Source organism: Halodesulfovibrio marinisediminis DSM 17456 (assembly GCF_900129975.1).
GTDB lineage: Bacteria > Desulfobacterota > Desulfovibrionia > Desulfovibrionales > Desulfovibrionaceae > Halodesulfovibrio > Halodesulfovibrio marinisediminis.
Genome location: NZ_FSRG01000004.1, coordinates 625,863 through 645,795, shown reverse-complemented (window position 1 = coordinate 645,795; position 19,933 = coordinate 625,863). Strand labels below are relative to the sequence as shown.

The 19,933-nt window shown below is 45.5% G+C and carries 14 protein-coding genes, 2 tRNA genes and 1 pseudogene; 15 read left to right on the top strand and 2 right to left on the bottom strand.

What is annotated here, in order from left to right; all coding sequences use genetic code 11:
• Positions 1-493: 493 nt before the first annotated feature.
• A pseudogene (locus BUR09_RS16675) lies at positions 494-1,654 on the top strand (IS3 family transposase).
• 291 nt (positions 1,655-1,945) lie between these two features.
• Here BUR09_RS16675 and BUR09_RS07360 read toward each other — a convergent pair.
• Together BUR09_RS07360 and BUR09_RS07355 are read right to left on the bottom strand one after the other, a co-directional pair.
• Positions 1,946-2,023 (bottom strand) — tRNA-Glu (locus BUR09_RS07360).
• 54 nt (positions 2,024-2,077) lie between these two features.
• A tRNA-Gln gene (locus BUR09_RS07355) sits at positions 2,078-2,152 on the bottom strand.
• Positions 2,153-2,467: 315 nt separating this feature from the next.
• Between BUR09_RS07355 and BUR09_RS07350 the strand changes: the two genes are divergently transcribed.
• The 14 genes from BUR09_RS07350 (at position 2,468) to BUR09_RS07290 (ending at position 19,918) form a co-directional block, all read left to right on the top strand.
• Positions 2,468-2,929, top strand: a complete 462-nt coding sequence (locus tag BUR09_RS07350) for a type III secretion system chaperone (RefSeq protein WP_074216291.1) — start codon at positions 2,468-2,470, stop codon at positions 2,927-2,929.
• A gap of 528 nt (positions 2,930-3,457) precedes the next feature.
• Positions 3,458-5,488 carry a methyl-accepting chemotaxis protein gene (locus BUR09_RS07345; RefSeq protein ID WP_074216290.1) on the top strand — a complete coding sequence of 677 codons (2,031 nt, stop codon included), beginning with the start codon at positions 3,458-3,460 and terminating at the stop codon, positions 5,486-5,488.
• Between the two features lie 482 nt (positions 5,489-5,970).
• A complete protein-coding gene (locus tag BUR09_RS07340; protein WP_074216289.1) occupies positions 5,971-7,284 on the top strand; it encodes a [FeFe] hydrogenase, group A in 1,314 nt (437 codons plus the stop codon).
• 11 nt (positions 7,285-7,295) lie between these two features.
• Positions 7,296-7,646: an iron hydrogenase small subunit gene (locus BUR09_RS07335; protein WP_074216288.1), complete on the top strand. Its 351-nt coding sequence runs from the start codon at positions 7,296-7,298 to the stop codon at positions 7,644-7,646.
• Positions 7,647-7,744: 98 nt separating this feature from the next.
• The gene (gene hydG / locus BUR09_RS07330) at positions 7,745-9,154 is read left to right on the top strand and encodes a [FeFe] hydrogenase H-cluster radical SAM maturase HydG (RefSeq protein WP_074216287.1); all 1,410 of its coding nucleotides are present in this window, start codon (positions 7,745-7,747) and stop codon (positions 9,152-9,154) included.
• A 150-nt stretch (positions 9,155-9,304) separates the two neighbouring features.
• The gene (gene hydE, locus BUR09_RS07325) at positions 9,305-10,363 is read left to right on the top strand and encodes a [FeFe] hydrogenase H-cluster radical SAM maturase HydE (protein WP_074216286.1); all 1,059 of its coding nucleotides are present in this window, start codon (positions 9,305-9,307) and stop codon (positions 10,361-10,363) included.
• 5 nt (positions 10,364-10,368) lie between these two features.
• Positions 10,369-11,568: a [FeFe] hydrogenase H-cluster maturation GTPase HydF gene (gene hydF, locus BUR09_RS07320; protein WP_074216285.1), complete on the top strand. Its 1,200-nt coding sequence runs from the start codon at positions 10,369-10,371 to the stop codon at positions 11,566-11,568.
• A 314-nt stretch (positions 11,569-11,882) separates the two neighbouring features.
• A complete protein-coding gene (rbsD, locus tag BUR09_RS07315) occupies positions 11,883-12,302 on the top strand; it encodes a D-ribose pyranase (RefSeq protein WP_074216284.1) in 420 nt (139 codons plus the stop codon).
• Between the two features lie 14 nt (positions 12,303-12,316).
• Positions 12,317-13,810 (top strand): ribose ABC transporter ATP-binding protein RbsA, encoded by a 1,494-nt coding sequence (rbsA, locus tag BUR09_RS16670; RefSeq protein ID WP_139296758.1) that lies wholly within the window; start codon positions 12,317-12,319, stop codon positions 13,808-13,810.
• Positions 13,811-13,822: 12 nt separating this feature from the next.
• The gene (gene rbsC / locus BUR09_RS16665; protein WP_139296757.1) at positions 13,823-14,773 is read left to right on the top strand and encodes a ribose ABC transporter permease; all 951 of its coding nucleotides are present in this window, start codon (positions 13,823-13,825) and stop codon (positions 14,771-14,773) included.
• Positions 14,774-14,799: 26 nt separating this feature from the next.
• Positions 14,800-15,675 (top strand): ribose ABC transporter substrate-binding protein RbsB, encoded by an 876-nt coding sequence (gene rbsB, locus BUR09_RS07305; RefSeq protein WP_074216283.1) that lies wholly within the window; start codon positions 14,800-14,802, stop codon positions 15,673-15,675.
• 229 nt (positions 15,676-15,904) lie between these two features.
• Positions 15,905-16,840, top strand: coding sequence for a ribokinase (rbsK, locus tag BUR09_RS07300; protein WP_074216282.1), 936 nt, complete (start codon positions 15,905-15,907; stop codon positions 16,838-16,840).
• A gap of 264 nt (positions 16,841-17,104) precedes the next feature.
• Positions 17,105-17,692: a DUF4390 domain-containing protein gene (locus tag BUR09_RS07295; protein WP_074216281.1), complete on the top strand. Its 588-nt coding sequence runs from the start codon at positions 17,105-17,107 to the stop codon at positions 17,690-17,692.
• A gap of 18 nt (positions 17,693-17,710) precedes the next feature.
• On the top strand, positions 17,711-19,918 hold the full coding sequence (locus tag BUR09_RS07290) for a sensor histidine kinase (protein ID WP_074216280.1): 2,208 nt from the start codon (positions 17,711-17,713) through the stop codon (positions 19,916-19,918).
• The last annotated feature ends 15 nt before the right edge of the window (positions 19,919-19,933 follow it).

Genomic DNA, 19,933 nt, shown 5'->3' with positions numbered 1-19,933 from the left:
AAAAAACAGATCATTCCCTAGGCATCTAACTGCTCAAAAAAATCAACATTATACTATTTCCTTATCCTAATTATAACCAATTTGGATACCATAAGGTTTAAAAAATATTAAACTACTTTTCTTTCAACATTACAGATAGTTTTAGTTCCTTCGTAGACTTCTCCGCCAAGCAGACAGTTCAAAATTAAAATTTTCAGCGTTAATAGATAAAAATTCTGACGGGGGAAGGCCATCAAGAGTATCGTGTAGTCGTTGCTCATTCTAGAACAGCTTTTACCAATACGTGATTTCAAGCTCCATACCAGCGTACATTCGTTTTAACTGCGACAGTTCATACTCGATGCCTTGCACTTTGCCGCCGGCTTCGCCTTCCTTCTAAATCGCAATAATCTGAGTTTTAGTGACTAGAGATTTCTTCATAGATACCTTTTGACTGCGTTACACCCGAAAACTCTATTTCTGACTTGTGCCTTTTTAAAGGAATCTTACGGAAGTGAGTGTTCGTAAAACTAGAACATCTGATGCCGAATCCAAGAAGAATGCTGTTCTGCTCTGTGATGAACAAGGCCAAACTGTAGTAGGTGGAACAAGGAGTTTGGGGATTCCTAAAATTACTTTATCGTTGGCCTAAAGAAAGCTGACAACGCAAAATGAAATCATATTCCCTAGACATCAACAGAAGAGCAACGAGAGATATAAAAAAATCGAAAATGACTCCAAGGCGCTAAAATAGAACGCGATATCTAAAAAAATTTTGAACATCTTCAGCAGACTATCGACATGAGATTTAAGTTCGTAAAGTCAAACCGCTCTACGTTCCCGATGAAAAATATGTGCAAAACCCTACAAATTTTCATGACCGGATACTATGTGCGTGGGGTAAGCCTCCAGAGCCACAACAAAAACAGGTGAATACACTACTTAGCAAGCGCAGAACAGCAATAGACAACGAACATAATCAGAAACGCTATGCTCACTTCTGAATTGCGTGGCGAGCTGTTATTCCAAGGTCTTAGTCAGACTCGTGTTGCCAGGCACATGTAAACATTGGGCCTGACCTGTAAGTATCCAAAGAAATTTGTACATACAACAGATTCTGTACATACAGAGCCTGTTGCTCCTAATCTGGTTAATCGAAACTTTACTACACCAATTCCAAATATGTCTGGATCTCTGATTTTACGTACATCAAGGTTAGACGAAAGTGGCATTATCTGACCATGTTCATCGCCCTGTATCCCCAAACGGTTGGTGAGGTGAGATTTAAGTGATTCGTTAGAGCAGCACTCCGTTATCCATGCTCTAAAGAAGGCTGTGCACGACGAAAACCATCTTCCGGCCTTCTGGTTCATAGTGACCGAGGCATACACTATGCAAGCAAGGATTTCCGCAGTTTCTTGAAAAAGCACGGCTACATTCAAAGTATGAACCGGAAAGGGACCTGCTGGGATAACGCCAAAACAGAGTCTTTTTTCCGCACAATCAAAAATCAATTGATCCGTCACAGAAAATTTAAAAACAAGCATGAAGCTGAATTGACTCTAATTAACTATATTGAAACGTACAGCAATCGAAGACGGCGACATGTGAGCAATCAATGGCTTTCCCTGCCACCTTTGAGTCTCGAAATAAACAGTATTACCTCGTGGCTTAACTTGGTATCCACATTTTCATTGTAGGATCTGATCAAGCCATTAAGAAGTGAAAAAGTTACTTCGGCATCAATCTACACAACAAACAGATCGGTATTTGCGAAAGGTCGCTAAAGCAAATAAGGCCGTTGGAATTCTCAATTCACTGGCATCATCACTTCAGCAAGCTGGAAGTTTTGAAGAAGAAAAGAAGGCCCAAAAAGTAGGGTAAAAATCTTTTTCAAAAAATTACACCCTTTGGCTTTTGAACACAAAAAAAGCACCTACGATTAACGTAAGTGCTTGATTTACTTTGGCGTCCCCAGGGGGATTTGAACCCCCGTCGCCTGCGTGAAAGGCAGGTGTCCTGGGCCAGGCTAGACGATGGGGACGCGTCTTATATACAGATTAAAACTTCTGACCTTGTCTTAATCTAAATAACTTGATGGCTGGGCTACAAGGACTCGAACCTTGATTAACGGAGCCAGAACCCGTCGTCCTGCCAATTGAACGATAGCCCAACAAGTTGCGAGAAGTGTTACTATGAGAGTCGCAGAACTTTGTCAACGGAAAAAAAAGAAAAAATATCTTTTCTTCCAATAGACCTCTATATGGCTTGAATTAGTAGACTGATAACTATTTTTATCGGGTGTCGTTTTTTTTCAAGCTAATGTTACACTCTTGAAAAACAGTACAACGCAGCGCCTTCGACAAGTATTCACCAGCCACCTATTCACAAAATGAATCAACCATCTGGTATCAGGAATAACCATACTCACTCCCTGATAAGACGGTCTGATAAAAGCGTTTACGACTTATGACATTAAGGACTTGTAATGAAAGCAAAACACACTCTACATAATATTTTAACGAAATTTGCTAGCCCGTTCCATCCTTCCCAGCAAGATTTGTCCCTAACAGGCTACACACATATTACAATTAACGGTGAAACAACCATACAAGTAGACTTTAATGAAGAAAAAGAGTCAGTTACAATCATAGCACCTATAGCTACCAACAATCCTGATTTTTACGCTGATTTATTAGTACTCAACGCGTTTCGAGATCAACTTGCCGGTGCCAGATTTATTCTTTTACGCGAAACCAATCAAATCGGCCTGCTGACACATTTTGACCTTACGAATCTGACGGTGCAAAAACTAGAGCAACTTTTTGAAGAATTTTTTGACGTTACGCAAAAATGGGCAAAAGCGTTTGAAAATAAAGATACTAACCAGACTGAAGACAGCGATACAATCCCTTCACAGATCTATAACGACATCTTCAATAGAGCGTAAGTTGTGCATTTATAATTCTTAGTAGCTAATTCCTTAATAATAGCCTGCTTGTATTCTCATGTATAAGCATGCCATTCTCCTATAACCTCATTACCTTTCCACTCAAAAAAGATACTACCAATCAAAAAAACAATACGCTTTACTCGTAGTACCAATCAGCATTGTATAACACTCCCCTCTCATAAGAGTCTTGTCACTCAAATAAGAGTACTCTTTCCAACATCGCAATGAAATTTAAGAAAAATATAAACTTATATTTAACTTTGTCGATAATCCCTAGTAGAACAGTCAACAATTGTAGGGGGTAGCCCTCTTGCAACCGGAATTTGTAACGGAAATCTTGCCAAAGATAGCCGTTCTTTTACTGCTGTCATAACGGTGTATCGTAGGCTGATACAAAGTTACACGTAAAAGTGGTTACTTACTGCTCCGTTCCATTCCAACCTATTTGTCTACTCGCCAAATAGACAAATGTTACAGAACCTTATATTTAAAAGTAAGGGATGCAATTTTTTTAGGGGAAATTTCATGTCGATCAAGAAACTACTTGTATTAGGGTTCAGCGCGACAATCGGGTTATCGCTGCTGATTGGGGTCATGGGGTACAACTCCGCATCACATTCCACAGAACACATCGAAGAACTTATCTATCAGGATGTGGCACTGCGTGAACAAGCCTTAGAAATTACAAAGTCACTCCTCTTACACCGCCGCTATGAAAAAGATATTTTTCTTAATGTCGACAACAGTCAAAAGCAAAACGTATATTTACAAAAACTGACAAAAATCAGTAACGAAACGCGTAAGCAGATTTCCACCATTGAAGAATTATCTTCAAAAATTCCCCATCTGACTCCTGAACAGCGCTCGCTTATCACCAATTTTTCAAGCTCCTACTCACATTACTTTAACGGTGTTCAACAAGTAGCATCACAAGTCATCAATTCGAACATTTCTGCTGTCGAAGCCAATAAGCTCATGAAGCCATACAAAGCACCAATGCATGAGATGGAAGAGGCACTAGACAAACTCGGCACACTCAGCCACGATTTACTCCTCAAAGAAGGCGAGGAGTCACTCGAACTTTTACATAGCTCAGAACGAATGATCATAGGTGGATGTGCCGTATCGGTTCTACTTGGTATATTAATTGCCATTGTTATTTTCCGCGCCGTCAACACACCACTTGAAGAACTAACCTCCTTTGCAAACAAAATTGCAGATGGTGATCTCAACGCCAAAACAACCAATACGTTCTCAGGCGAAATGAAAGTTCTTCATGATGCCATCGACCGCATGATCATTGAACTGAAGAACAAACTAGGCTTTGCTGAAGGGGTGTTGAACGCAATTCCAACACCGTGCGGCATCGTCGGCGCAGATTTCAATATGCGTTGGCTCAACCAACAATTATGTGATCTGTTGGAGAAAAAAGGTACTCCTAAAGACTTCATAGGAGTCCGTTCCGGTGAACTCTACTGGGATGACAAAAACAAAGAGACTCTCTCCGATGTAGCAATTAAAGAGCGAAAACCGATGCATGTCACCTGTGAACGCCCTGTACCATCCGGAAAGACTCTCTTTATCGACGCTACCACCACTCCTGTATACGATCTCGACAACAACATTCTGGGCTCAGTATCATTCTGGTACGACCTTACTGAATTGAATACTCAGCAAAAAACTATTGAAGAACAAAACGAACGTATCAGTCGAGCAGCTCAGGAAGCTAGTGCCATTGCTCAACAAGTTGCCGGTGAAGCTGGACAACTTGAAGTACAAATTAACCAGACTACGCAGGGTGCAGCTCTTCAAAGCGAACGCATGGGCGAAACAGCAACCGCTGTTGAACAAATGAACGCCACAACGCTGGAAGTTGCAAGCAACGCTGCTCGAGCTGCCGAAGAAGCAGACCTTGCACAATCTACAGCAGCAAACGGAGCTGAACTCGTCCGCAAGGTTGTTCAATCCACCGAGGAAGTACACCAATTCGCAGAAGATATGCGTGGCACTATTACAGAACTTGGTACACAGGCAGATTCCATTGGCAACATTATTAACGTAATCAATGACATTGCCGATCAAACCAACCTTCTTGCGCTCAACGCCGCCATTGAAGCAGCACGCGCAGGAGAAGCCGGTCGTGGTTTTGCTGTAGTAGCAGACGAGGTTCGTAAACTTGCTGAAAAGACCATGCAGGCAACAAACGAAGTTGAAAGCGTTGTGCATGGAATCCAGAATAGCTCCAAATCAACCCTGACACAGATGGAAAAAGTTGCATCACATATCGGTCAAAATACAGAACTGACCTTGGAGGCCGGAACAGCGCTTAACCAGATTGTTGAAGCAAGCACACAGGCTACTGACCGGGTACGTTCCATTGCTACAGCTTCTGAAGAACAATCCGCAGCCTCTGAACAGATCGCTCGTGCATCTGATGAAGTTAATGCGCTTACACAGGAAGCTGCTCAGGGCATGGTAGAAGCTGCTGACGCTGTTGCTGCACTTGCCAACCTGTCTCAGAAACTTGAAGCTGTAATGAGTGATATCCAGCAATAGCCAAAGATCATGATTAAACACTGCACAATCGGATAGGACATAGCCCACTCCAGCTATGCCTCCTTATGATACCGTTACGTAGTAATGATGTGTTGCTTCATTCCGTACAAGCTATTTCCATCAACTACACACCTCAAAACCCTCTGGACGCCATGTCCAGAGGGTTTTTTCTAATCCCATAATAAAAATTGAAGCTCATTATCACAAAATGGTTCTTCAATATTATTGGAATGTTAGTTGTAACTTTTTTCACAAACTGATGGTTTGAAGTCCGTTCTATCCATAAAAACTATTTGTAATTGTTGAATAATAATAATAGACATCTTACCGCAATTTACTTTTCCGACTACTTAGGTACGAAATAATGCGACCACTGTGCAGCGGGCTCTGCATGGCAACGGTAGTCAGATTTTACGTTATGTCAGCCAAGACATAACGCTCGGCACAAAATCTATTTTCAAGATTCATAAGGAGTTGCTTTGATGGCAGAGAAAGCTGAAAGCCAACCTGCGTACCTTGCTGATATTCAGACCATGGTTCATGGGGAAGAAGTTTCCATGGAAGGTATCACCTACAAGGTTAATGCACCGACTGAAACCGATCCTGCTGACATCTTTTTTGTTCAGGTTAATAAAGACGACTGTCAGGCATGCGGCGAGTGTGAATCCTACTGCCCTACCGGCGCTATTCAAGAAGTACACGAAGACGGCGAACGCGGCGTTGTTGACCCAGCAGCATGTGTTAACTGTGGTCAGTGCCTTGCAAATTGTCCATTCGGCGCTATCCATGAAGAAGTTTCTTTTGTAGGAGAAATTCTCGAAAAACTTAAAGACCCTGAAACTATTGTTGTTTCCATGCCTGCACCGGCAGTTCGCTATGCACTTGGCGAATGTTTTGGCGCTCCTACCGGCACCTACACCGGTGGAAAAATGCATGCAGCCCTGCGACGCCTCGGTTTCAACCAGATCTGGGATACCGAATTTGCAGCAGACGTAACCATCATGGAAGAAGGCACCGAGCTTATCGAACGAGTTAAGCATGGTCACAAGCCACTTCCTCAGTTCACATCCTGTTGTCCGGGCTGGATTAAGTTTGCAGAAACCTTCTACCCAGACCTGAACGAACATCTTTCCACCTGCCGTTCCCCTATCGGCATGCTTGGCGCACTTGCCAAGACATACGGTTCACAGGAAACCGGTGTTCTTTCCAAAAAAATCTACACCGTTTCCATTATGCCTTGTATCGCGAAAAAATTTGAAGGCATGCGTCCAGAGCTTCAGTCCAGCGGATTCAAAGACATCGACGCAACCATCAACACACGTGAACTCGCATGGCTCATTAAAGAAGCCGGTATCGACTTCAACTCCCTGCCAGACGAAGAAGCAGATCCTGCACTGGGTATGTCCACAGGTGCCGCTACTATCTTCGGTACTTCTGGCGGCGTAATGGAAGCTGCTCTCCGTCTTGCATACGAAGAACTCTCCGGTCAGAAACTTGCTGATCCAGACATTAAAATGGTTCGTACAAGCGAAGGTCTTAAAACCGCTGAAATCCCAGTTCCTAACTTCGGTACTGTAAAAGTTGCCATCGTAAGTGGACTGGAGCAGGCAGCTGAGCTTTGCGATCAGGTTCGCGAAGGCAAGTCCCCGTACCACTTCATCGAAGTAATGACCTGCCCTGGCGGCTGCGTAAACGGTGGCGGTCAGCCATTGGAGCCTGGTATTCTTGAAGCATCTCTCTTCAAATCTACCATCGCAAAAATTAACCGTCGCTTCACCAAACGCAAAATCGCATAGGGGACAAAAGCATGAAGAAAAAAAGCATCGGCACCATCAGTCGTCGCGGTTTTATCAAACTTGCCGGTATCACCTGCGGCTACGCTGTTCTCGGTTTGAATGTTGCTAAAGAAGCAACTGCAGCTACTCTTGAATTTATCGGTATCCGACAGGCTTCCGTCTACAATGCGGACAAAAACCTGTACAAAATCCGTAAGTCTCAGGACAACCCGATGATCAAGAAACTATACTCCACAAAGGATGGTTTCCTCAAAGAAGGCCCTTGCAGCCACAAGTCTCATGACCTTCTGCACACTCACTTTGTTGACCGTAGTGCACGACTTGCAGCGCTTAAAGAAAAAGGCGTTGAACTGTCCTTGTAGGCACCTTGTAATACTAAGCAAAGAAGGCATCCCGACATGATGTCGGGATGCCTATCCTGTATGGAGCATCTTTGCGAACCGGATAATGAGGGACATCTATGCAGCCCGACACCTCCGAGCTAGAAAATTTTATTAATGAACAAGCAATAAACAACACTCTCGAGCATGCCGCAAATCCAGACCGCGCCAACGTTCTGGAAATTCTATCTAAAGCACGTGAGGCAAAAGGGCTGACTCTTGAAGAAACAGCAACATTACTTCAAGTAACCGACCCTGAGCTTGACGAAGAGCTTTTTGCTGCTGCCCGTGATGTTAAAAACGCAATCTACGGCAACAGACTGGTACTCTTTGCCCCAATGTACATCACCAACGAATGCGGAAACAGCTGCCTGTACTGCGGGTTCAACGTTACCAACAAAGACCTTACCCGCCGTACCCTTTCACCCGAAGAGATTCGAAGCGATGTAATCGCCCTTGAAGAGCAGGGACATAAACGTCTTCTCCTTGTATACGGCGAACATCCCAAACTCAAAGCTGACTGGATTGCCGAGACAGTTCAGACAGTCTACGACACCGTCTCTGAAAAAAGTGGAGAAATCCGACGTGTTAACGTCAACTGTGCTCCACTATCCGTGGAAGGCTTCCGAAAATTACAAGAGGTAGGCATTGGTACCTACCAATGTTTTCAGGAGACCTACCATGAAAAAACGTACGACTCTGTCCACAAGGGCGGTGTGAAAAAAAATTTCCTGTGGCGATTACATGCACTGCACAGGGCAATGGAAGCTGGCATTGAGGATGTCGGAATGGGCGCGTTATTCGGATTATACGATTATAAATTCGAAATACTGGCGCTGCTAACCCATGCTCAGGATTTAGAAAACAAGTTTGGAGTTGGTCCACACACAATTTCTTTTCCACGGCTAGAACCGGCACTCAATGCAGATATGGCGTACAATCCGCCATGTCCGATTGATGATATGACCTTCAAACGAATAGTTGCCATCCTGCGCCTTGCCGTGCCATACACAGGTTTGATCTTGAGTACTCGCGAATCAGCAGTGTTACGCCGAGAGTTGCTAGATATCGGTGTATCACAAATAAGTGCTGGCTCGCGCACCTATCCTGGGGCGTATAGTGACCCTGAGTATGACCGTCCGGAAGTGCAGCAATTTTGCATTAGTGACAACAGGAGCTTAGATGAAGTTATCCGAGACATTGTAGATGCCGGATATCTCCCTTCCTGGTGTACAGCATGCTATCGCCTTGGCAGAACTGGCGAACACTTCATGGATTTGGCCAAACGAGGATTTATTCAGCAATATTGTCTGCCGAATTCACTCCTTACCTTCCAGGAATATTTAGAGGACTACGCATCAGAGTCCACTCGAAAAGCAGGCAAAGTCTGCATCACCAACGAGGTGGATAACTGTCCCGTAGAAAGACGATCTGTTGTGGAGTCCCGACTAAAGCGCATAGAACAGGGAGAACGTGACCTCTACCTGTAGCTGACACTGCTGCCATCATCCAGCGTATAGCACGGCACTTTATTGCTCTACGTACGCAGCATTCAGTCACATGCTTCAGCCGTCACCTTATTTTTAAGGTGACGGCAACCTAGCAGCGCGCAACTGCTATTTTTTAAGGAAGTTTTGTACATGTCTTTAACACGTAATGAAATTATTGAGATTTTGAAGAGTCCTGTCGCGTATGATGGTAAATCATTCAGCGATACTGATAATTCCTTGTTTACAGCTGCAACGGCTACTGCTCGAGCTTTATTTAACAATACTGTGTATCAACGAGGAGTTATCGAGTTTTCATCACATTGTAGAAAAAATTGCCACTACTGCGGGCTTCGCAGCAGTAATACCGACCTTCTACGCTACCGGCTGACCCATGTAGAAATTATGGATGCTGTTGAAACTGCCGCAGCAATGGGGATGGGAACTATTGTTCTACAAGCCGGAGAAGATGAGGATGTAAACCCTCATTTTATTTATACAATTGTTCGAGCCATCAAAGAAAAGTTCAATCTGGCAGTAACGCTTTCGCTTGGCGATCATCCGGACGATGTATACAGACTATGGCGCGACAGCGGCGCAGACAGGTATCTGCTTAAAATTGAAACGACGGATACTGACCTCCACAGCCTCTACAGGCCCGGGCAACATCTGTATGACAGGCTGAACCGCATTGAATCGCTCCAACGCCTAGGGTACGAAACCGGTTCTGGAATTATTATCGGGCTGCCGGGCATGACTGAAGAAACCTTAACTGATGACCTTCTGCTCCTCAGTACCATGGGGCTGGATATGATAGCCTGCGGGCCGTTTATTCCTCACCCCCAAACACCATTGCGTCACGCTGCACCAGGCAAACTCCTGGAAAGCCTTCGCGTTACCGCACTTCTTCGCCTTTTAAATCCGGCAACAAATATTCCCGCGACTAGCGCTCTGGACTCCCTGCGCACTGTTCGCAATAACGACGGGCGGATACTTGCACTAAATGCAGGCGCCAACGTCATCATGCCATCCATCACTCCGGATGAAGTCCGGAGCAGCTACTCAATATACCCCGGCAAGAATGATCCTGCATTATCACAAAATTCTACCGTTAAACTGCTCCAGTCCAGAGTCCAGCAAGCCGGATTTACACTTAGTTCCCAAGCTGGCTCAAGCATGCAACGCACATTTCGAGCTCAACCGGCAATTTAGTTAGTATGAACACATCCACTGCTCCCAGAGGCGTACGCCTCATTATTACACTCACTGGTCGCTGTAACGCAGGTAAGTCTGCCCTTATCAACGCGCTTGTAGATCAGGAAGTTGCTATTGTTTCCGGCCATCCCGGAACCACCACAGACCCTGTAGGCAAACATTACGAACTGCATCCCATCGGCCCTGTGACATTTTTTGATACAGCCGGTATGGATGACTTCGGAACAGTTGGCCTGCAGCGTATGTCTGCAACGCGCAAAGTTCTGCGCCGGACAGACGTAGCTATTCTGGTAGCAACTGAACAAGGTATGCAACAGGAAGAAAAACAGCTGCTCAAAGAGCTTTCTGATTTGAACCTTCCTGTAATCGTTGTTTTTAACAAATCTGACCTTTCGACACCGTCTCAGGCTGATTTGGAAGCGTGTTCCGGTCATTCCATTGTCACTGTTTCTGCCACCACAGGTGAAAATATTGATGAGTTAAAGCGGTTCATCATTGCAACTGCTCCAAAAGAACTTATTGAAGATCCCCTGCTGGTAAGCGATATGGTCTCTCCAGATCAAACCGTACTACTAGTTGCTCCAATTGACGGAGCTGCACCAAAAGGACGCCTGATTCTACCTCAGGTTCAAGTTCTACGGGATGTACTGGATTCAAACGCAATGGCACTGACCGTAAAAGAAACGGAGCTCTCTGCTGCGCTTAACACGCTCAAAGAACCTCCGGCGTTAGTTGTAACTGATTCGCAAGTAATCCATCAGGTAGCTGAAATAGTGCCGGACTCTGTTCCTCTCACAACCTTCTCTACCCTCTTTGCGCGATACAAGGGCGACCTCCCTAAACTTGTGCACGGTGCATCATCAATTGATGACCTGAAAGATGGTGACAAAGTACTGATGTACGAATCCTGCTCACATCATGCCGTGGACGACGACATCGGGCGCGTTAAAATTCCTAACTGGATCAAAAAGTACACAGGAAAAGAGCTGACCTTCGAACTTTTTTCCGGTCATGATCTTCCTGAAAATCTGGAAGACTACAGCCTCGCCATCATGTGTGGCGGCTGCATGTCCAACCGGTCCGAAATGATGCGCCGCATCCGAGACCTTAACGCACACAATGTACCGGCAACCAACTACGGCGTTGCTATCTCCAAGGTACAAGGCGTGTTGGAAAGAGTTATCCAACCGTTGGGCATGTAATTACACGTCCATAAAAATCCCCCGCCTGGATACAACCATGCGGGGGATTTTATATTTCCACCCCTCTTCCTAAAAAAATACACAGTATAACTTCTGCACCCCGCCCTTTCCCGCTGCTACTGGCAATTTCCTCGTTATTCCTTCTGAACATACTTTTTAGCATTTTTAGCTGTAATGTGTTATGTTCTGCCCAGACTGCCCTCTGCTATGAGTGCTGATCATTAAATTTAATACAGAACTCATAGCAGCGCATTTCTAGCTAATCGGATCACATAAAACACACACGCATAACTCACAAAAGATGCAGGTATGCCATGAAAAAAACGACTCTTATCAACTCTGAGGTATCGTATGTTATCGCTAAGCTGGGGCACTTTGATGCTATCACAATCTGCGATGCCGGACTTCCTATCCCCAAAAATGTTCAGCGCATAGATCTAGCCATATCTGAGGGAGTTCCTTCTTTCATGGACACACTCAACGCTGTTTCCACAGAAATGGAAATAGAGTCTGTTGAGCTTGCAGAAGAATTCCCGAAACTCAGTCCAGAACTTCACGGTATCCTGAAAGACTTCATCGCAACATTAGCTGCACAACGCGGAAAAGAAATCACTGTTACCTACGTCCCCCACGCAGTATATAAAGCAACTACAGAAAAAAGCGTTGCCATTATCCGCACCGGCGAGTTTACTCCTTATGCTAACATCACATTAAAATCTGGTGTCGTCTTTTAACGGAGACAACAATTATGGAAAACGAGCTTCTCAGACTGGAAGGCATCGAAAAAAGTTTCCCGGGTGTAAAAGCACTAGACGGAGTTAACCTTACCGTCACAGCCGGACGTGTTATGGCGCTTGTAGGCGAAAATGGCGCAGGCAAATCCACGCTTATGAAAGTTATCACGGGCATTTATAAACGTGATGCCGGAATCATGACCTACCTTGGCCAAGAAGTAGACTTCAGAGGTCCTGCCCAGTCTCAGGACGCAGGCATATCTATCATTCATCAAGAATTAAATCTTCTTCCTGAACTATCCATTGCTGAAAATATTTTTCTCGGCAGAGAACAAACAGGAATGTTTGGAAAAATCCGTTGGGATCAAATGTACCATGAAGCTGACGCCCTGCTGCGTCGCCTCAGTGTCACCCGTTCATCCAAAACCCGCCTCGGAGATCTGGGCATAGGCGAACAGCAAATGGTAGAAATTGCCAAAGCGTTGTCGTTTGAAGCTCGCGTCATCATTATGGATGAGCCGACTGATGCCCTCACCGACACGGAAACACAGGCACTATTCTCTGTCATCAATGAATTACGCGATGCTAAATATGGTGTTGTATACATCTCCCACCGTCTGAAAGAAATTTTTACCATCTGTGACGATGTAACCATCCTTCGCGACGGAAAATTTATTGCGGAAATGCCAGTATCAGACATTAACGAAGACACGCTGATTGAATTGATGGTAGGACGCAAGCTTGAAGAACTATACCCACGAATAGCCGTAGCCAAAGGTGATGTCAGCCTGCGAACCGAAAAACTTTCCGCCCACGGCGTTAATGAAGTCAGTCTTGAAATATGCGAAGGAGAAATCGTAGGCATTGCCGGACTGATGGGAGCTGGTCGCACAGAGCTTATGAAAGCCATCTTCGGCGCGAATCCTATTACAGGCGGGTCAATTTTCATCAGTGGCAAAAAAGTAGACATCTACAGCCCCAAGGATGCTCTTGAGGCCGGGATAGCCCTTATCAGTGAAGACCGCAAAGCGGATGGTCTCATCCTCGACCTCTCTGTCAAAGAAAACATGACGTTGTCCGCCCTCAGACACTTCAGCAATGCTATTGGATACATCAATAGCACTACTGAACGCGAAGCTGTGAGCGAATACATAGACACGTTCAACATTAAAACTCCGAGCCGGCGACAGCCTATCGGCAACCTTTCAGGAGGTAACCAACAAAAAGTTGCTATTGCCAAGGGGCTCATGACCCACCCGAAAATTCTTATCCTCGACGAACCCACCCGCGGGGTTGATGTCGGAGCCAAAAAAGAAATTTACCAACTCATCAACACCTTCAAAAAAGAAGGCATGAGCATCATTCTTGTTTCTTCCGACATGCCGGAAATCCTCGGCATGAGCGACCGTATTGTTGTGATGCACGAAGGCCACATCAGTGGAGAATTTACCGCTGCCGAGGCTAATCAGGAAAATATTATGGCCTGCGCTGTAGGCAAGAAGCGTTAGGAAGACACCCATATGACTATCCAGAAAAAAACATTCTCTGCATGGCTTATTGATCAGAAGACACTCATCGCACTCATTATTATGATTGTAGTTGTATCGTTTCTGAACCCTCACTTTTTCACTACAGGAAACATCCTAAATATTCTCAGGCAGACAGCTGTTAACGCCATCATCGCCGTAGGTATGACAATGGTTATCCTCACGGCAGGCATCGACCTTTCTGTCGGCTCCATCCTTGCATTCTGTGGTGCAATCGGTGCTTCACTCGTTGCCAGTGAATTTCCTGTTTTTGTGGCCATTGTGTTGGCACTCGTTGCCGGAGCCATTACTGGCGGTATTACCGGTATCATCATCGCCAAAGGCAAGGTTCAGGCATTTATTGCCACTCTTGTTGCCATGACCCTCGTACGCGGACTTACGCTCGTGTACACAGACGGTCGTCCAATATCCACCGGATTTACCGATGTCGCAGATAGTTTTGCAATTATCGGAACAGGCTACATGTTCGGTATCCCAGTTCCGGTCTGGATCATGGCGTTCACCTTCCTTGGCGCATGGTACGTTTTAAACCATACACGCCTTGGACGTTACATCTATGCATTAGGCGGCAACGAAGCAGCCACACGCCTTTCCGGCATCAACGTCGATCGAATAAAAGTTTATGTCTACGCTATATCCGGCACATTATCCGCACTGGCAGGGTTGATAGTCACTTCTCGTCTTTCTTCTGCACAACCGACCGCAGGACTTGGATACGAGCTGGATGCCATTGCAGCCGTTGTGCTCGGCGGCACAAGCCTTATGGGCGGCAAAGGCACCATCATAGGCACCTTACTAGGTGCGCTCATCATCGGATTCCTTAACAATGCTCTGAACTTGCTTGATGTTTCATCGTACTACCAGATGATTGCCAAAGCACTGGTTATCCTTCTGGCCGTCCTCATTGACACAAAAAGCAAATAAGATCCTCATTCCAAGGAGAACTACAAATGAAAAGACTTTTAGGTTTAACTGCTACATTGGCACTTACGCTTGCTCTTTGCATTCCTGCGCAGGCCAAAGACACCGTTGCACTGGTCGTTTCTACACTGAACAACCCCTTCTTTGTCTCCCTGAAAGACGGGGCTGTTAAAAAAGCAAACGAGATGGGCTTAGAACTCATCGTTCTGGATTCTCAAAACGATCCGAGCAAGGAACTTGCAAACGTGGAAGACCTCACCGTACGCGGGGTAAAAGTTATCCTCATCAACCCTACAGATTCTAACGCTGTTTCCAATGCAATCCGCATGATCAACAACGCTAACATCCCTGTTATTACTCTTGACCGTGGTGCAACACGCGGAAAAGTGGCAAGCCACATCGCTTCCGACAACAAAGCAGGCGGCAAAATGGCAGGTGATTACATGGCATCACTGCTCGGTAAAGGTGCCAAGGTAATCCAGCTTGAAGGCATTGCAGGCACGTCTGCTGCTCGCGACCGTGGTGCAGGTTTTGCTGAAGCTGTAAAAGCAAATGATTTCAAACTCCTTGCAAGTCAGCCAGCCGATTTTGACCGAACAAAAGGTCTTAACGTTATGGAGAACCTCCTTGCAGCACAGCCGGAAGTACAGGGGGTATTCGCACAGAACGATGAAATGGCTCTTGGAGCAGTGCAGGCCATCAAAGCAGCAGGCAAAAAAGTTATTATTGTCGGCTTTGACGGCACAAAAGACGGTGTTGAAGCTGTAAAACGCGGTGACATGGCAGGAACCATCGCCCAACAGCCTGCGCTCATCGGCTCATTGGGTGTTGAAACCGCTGGCAAGATCCTGAAAGGCGAAAAGGTTGATGAAAACATCCCTGTGCCACTTAAGGTCATCAAGTAATTTTATTTTTGTCTCAGGTGACTGGGGGGGAAACTCTTTAAAAAAAGGGTTCCCCCAGCCGCACTTCCTAAAACTTTCATTAGGACTAACCACGGTAACGGTTAATCGAAATATTTCCTTATAACATGCACCCCAAAGTTCCCCTAAAGGCAGTATCATCTCACAAGCTAGTACAGGGCAGCGTCTCGTCCCTAAGAGAACAGTCAGAGACAACCGCTGCGGAGTAGATATGACGAATAAAAAACTTGTTGTCCTTGGCAGCGTTAACGCTGACCATATTTTGCAGGTCGACTCATTCCCACGCCCGGGAGAAACAGTTACAGGACACGGGTATCGTGTTGTGGCTGGCGGAAAAGGTGCAAATCAGGCAGTTGCAGCCGGACGGCTTGGTGCAGACATTGCTCTCATTGCCTGCGTGGGGAATGATGATTTTGGCCGGAACATAATTAAAACGCTTTCTGCCGATGGCATTCTGACCACCGGCGTTATCACAGTACCAGATACGCCTACCGGAATTGCCATTATCTATGTGGATGGTAAGGGGGAGAACTCTATAGGTATTTCTGCTGAAGCGAATGCCCATCTATTACCAGAAGTTGTGGAGCCACATCTCACACTGCTGGATCATGCTGATGCACTACTTATGCAGTTAGAATCCCCCATTATCACAGTAGAACTTATGGCAAGGCTAGCCCACCATGCTGGAAAGACAGTGGTACTTAACCCCGCTCCAGCCCGCCCACTTCCTGATTCATTATTGGCGAATGTAACTATGATTACGCCAAACGAAACTGAAACTGAGATTCTGACAGGCGTTACAGTTAAAACCGAAGAAGAAGCACGCAAGGCAGCTGCTGTATTTCATGCAAAGGGTGTTGAGAAGGTCATTATTACACTTGGTAGCAAAGGTGCTTTTATTAGTGACGAATTAGGTATGCGGACTATTGCAGGCTTTTCTGTCTCCCCTGTTGATACAACAGCTGCGGGTGACGTATTTAACGGCGCACTTATCACAGCACTTCTTGAAGGAAAGACTATGGATGATGCTGTCCGCTTTGCACATGGTGCAGCCGCAATATCAGTTACTCGTCTCGGAGCACAAACTTCTATCCCTACACGTAATGAAGTAGATACCTTCATAGAAAAAGAATATTGTTCTACATAAGATTAACTAGTACTACAGTCTGTTTCTACCAATTACTATTTTACTACGTTATTAATACATTAAAAAACTGTGTTCTATTCTTTTGAATGGGACACAGTTTTATTCATCAATCCCTTGTAAACTGCGATATTTTTTCCTGCCCTATCACATTGAAATAAATAGTAGTCGATATTCCTTCAGACAACTTGCCAACAGACAAACAGTATGCCAAAATCCAGCATATTTTATTGTGATTAAACAGACCCTAACTCAAGCAGAGACGCTATGACCCGAGTATCAAATTTTACACGCACGCTCCTGTTCTCCACAATGACTTTCTGTCTGCTCTGCGCGACACTGCCCGCCCCTGCTCATGCGACCTCACAGGAAATGCGGCTTACTTCGTTCCGCCTTTCTGAAACTGACGGCGCTCTGATGCTCACTTTTGGCGTAGGTGTTACCCAGCTTGACCAGCTACGCGTGCTGCTTAATGAAGGCGTACTGGTAGAACTCAACTGCCAAGTCGACTTATCCAGACCGCGCTCCTACTGGTTCAGAAAAAATTTAGCTGAGACCAATATTACAAGCCAACTATACTATGACACACTAACAAAAGAGTATTTTCTCACCTTACCGGACAATAAGGCACCGCACAGAAACAAAAGTCTGCGCAAGTTGCTTGAAGGGGCTTGGAAATCTATTTCTCTTCCGGTGGGAAGCACGACCTTGATGACTTCCGGTAACGAATACAGAGTCACATTGAGCGTTGAGATGGTTAACACTGACGTTCCAGAATGGCTCAGCAAGTCATTCTTTTTCTGGTCATGGGACCCTGCTCCACCAATACAATACTCAACGGACTTTACGTACTGATAATACGCAGGAATATCTATGACCCCTAATGATCAGGGCACGATTATAGTAAACGCAATCGACGCACGCGAAAAAAAACGTCGCAAGCGCGAGCTGATAATTGCGGCTGCTATCTTTCTCATCATCATTGCCCTCACTTGGATTGAGCTTAAGTATCTTGGCGTGGACTCTTATTTTTTCCTCGCCCTGTTCAACTTAAACTTTATCCTTGTTCTGCTTATTCTTTTCATCGTGTTACGTAACGGGATTAAACTTATCCTGGAACGCCGCCGCAAGGTACTTGGCTCTCATCTACGAACACGTCTTGTCCTTGTCTTCATGTGCCTTTCTCTTATCCCTACTGCACTGATGTTTGTCATCAGCACGCAGTTTGTGCAAACATCCGTAGATTATTGGTTTAAAAACCAAGTTGAAACATCCATGGAAACAGCACTGGATATTGGACAATCATTTTACGCCGACTCTCTCAATGACCTTCAACATTTCAGCAAAAATATTCTTGGTCAGATCCGCAAACGTCAATTTGCATGGGGCGGCAAAGGCATGGACAGCTTCCTCGAAGAAAAACGCACTGAATATAATCTGACCGTTGTAGGCGTTATGACGCCGAAACGTACCGAACAGAACTGGCATGGTGAAAAGGATATTGAAAAAGTCTGGGACGAAACCAAGAGCCGCATCAACTGGGGCAACTTGGAGAAAAATCCCCGATTCTGGTCACTCATCTGGCCGGGAGCAGCTTCAGATTACGCCGTAGGGGTTATGCCTGTTGATGAAGGTAAAACCGGCTATCTTGTACTCGTCCGAAGTATCGGTAAAGATACCATGTTCAAGCTTGACCGTATTGTTCGCGGTCTGGATGAGTACAAGAAACTGCGAACCCTCAAACGTCCTCTCAAAATCACGCTCTATTTTATTCTGGGTGTAGTCACCCTGCTTATTATTCTCGGCGCGATGTGGTTCGGTTTCCGTCTGGCAAAAGAACTTGTTGAGCCAATTCTTGCACTTGGCAAAGCTACTGAACGTATTTCGAAGGGCGACCTTTCCGTACGTCTTGAAGACACATCCAACGACGAACTTGGCGTGCTTGTGGGCTCGTTCAACCGTATGGCCGAAGACTTGGAGCAAACCCGTAACAGCATTACAGATGCAAACACTCAGCTTGAAAAACAAAATCTCGAAAAAGAGCAGCGTAACCGCTACATCGAAGCAGTACTTGATAACACCGCAGCAGGTGTAGTTTCCGTTGATTCTCTTGGACAAATTTCAACCATCAACAAGGCGGCTGCAAGCATGTTCGGCGTATCTGCACAGTCGCTTATCGGATGGAATGTTCGCACACTTCTACGTTCACGTGTTGAAGGCGAACTGGTGGGCGAACTCGTAAGCCATTTCCAAACCACGCCGGAATCACCATGGAAGCGTGAGGTTGCTGTAAACATTGGTGGTCGAGAACTTAAACTGCTTCTAAGTGCAATTGGCTTGCCTGCACATGACAGCAACCAGTTCGGTTTTGTAGCAGTGATTGAAGATATTACAGAGCTTGAAAAGATGCAGCGCATGGCGGCATGGCGAGAAGTTGCACGACGCATCGCCCATGAAATCAAAAACCCGCTCACACCAATCAAGCTTTCTGCACAACGCCTGCAGCGCAAATACGGCAAGCAGATCGACGAACCGGCATTTAGCCAGTGTACCAACCTGATTGTAAAAGAAGTAGAGGAACTGCAAAACATGGTGCAGGAGTTCTCTGCCTTTGCAAAGCTACCTGAAGTTATGCTTGCACCGGGTAAAATTGACCCATTACTACAAGAGCTTGTAACGTTATTTAAAAACTCACACAGCAAGATTAGTTGGAATTACCAGAGAATAAACGATATTCCGATCATCCAGATGGACAGTTCGGCCCTTAAACGCGTGTTCATGAACATCATGTCTAACGCAGCAGAGATTCTAACTAGCAAAGAGAACGGAACAGTTACCGTCACCCTTGAGTACAAACAGGAATTAGGGCTTGTCCGAGTAGATGTGGAAGATAACGGTCCCGGCCTTACGCAGGAAGAACGTTCGCGCCTTTTTGAGCCATACTTCTCCCAAAAGAAAGGCGGAACAGGTCTTGGGCTTACCATCGTAAAATCTATTATCAGCGACCATCGAGGCTACGTACGTGCCAACAGTCCTGAACATGGTGGAACCATTGTCACAGTAGAACTTCCTGTGGTATAACTATAGCGCACTAAA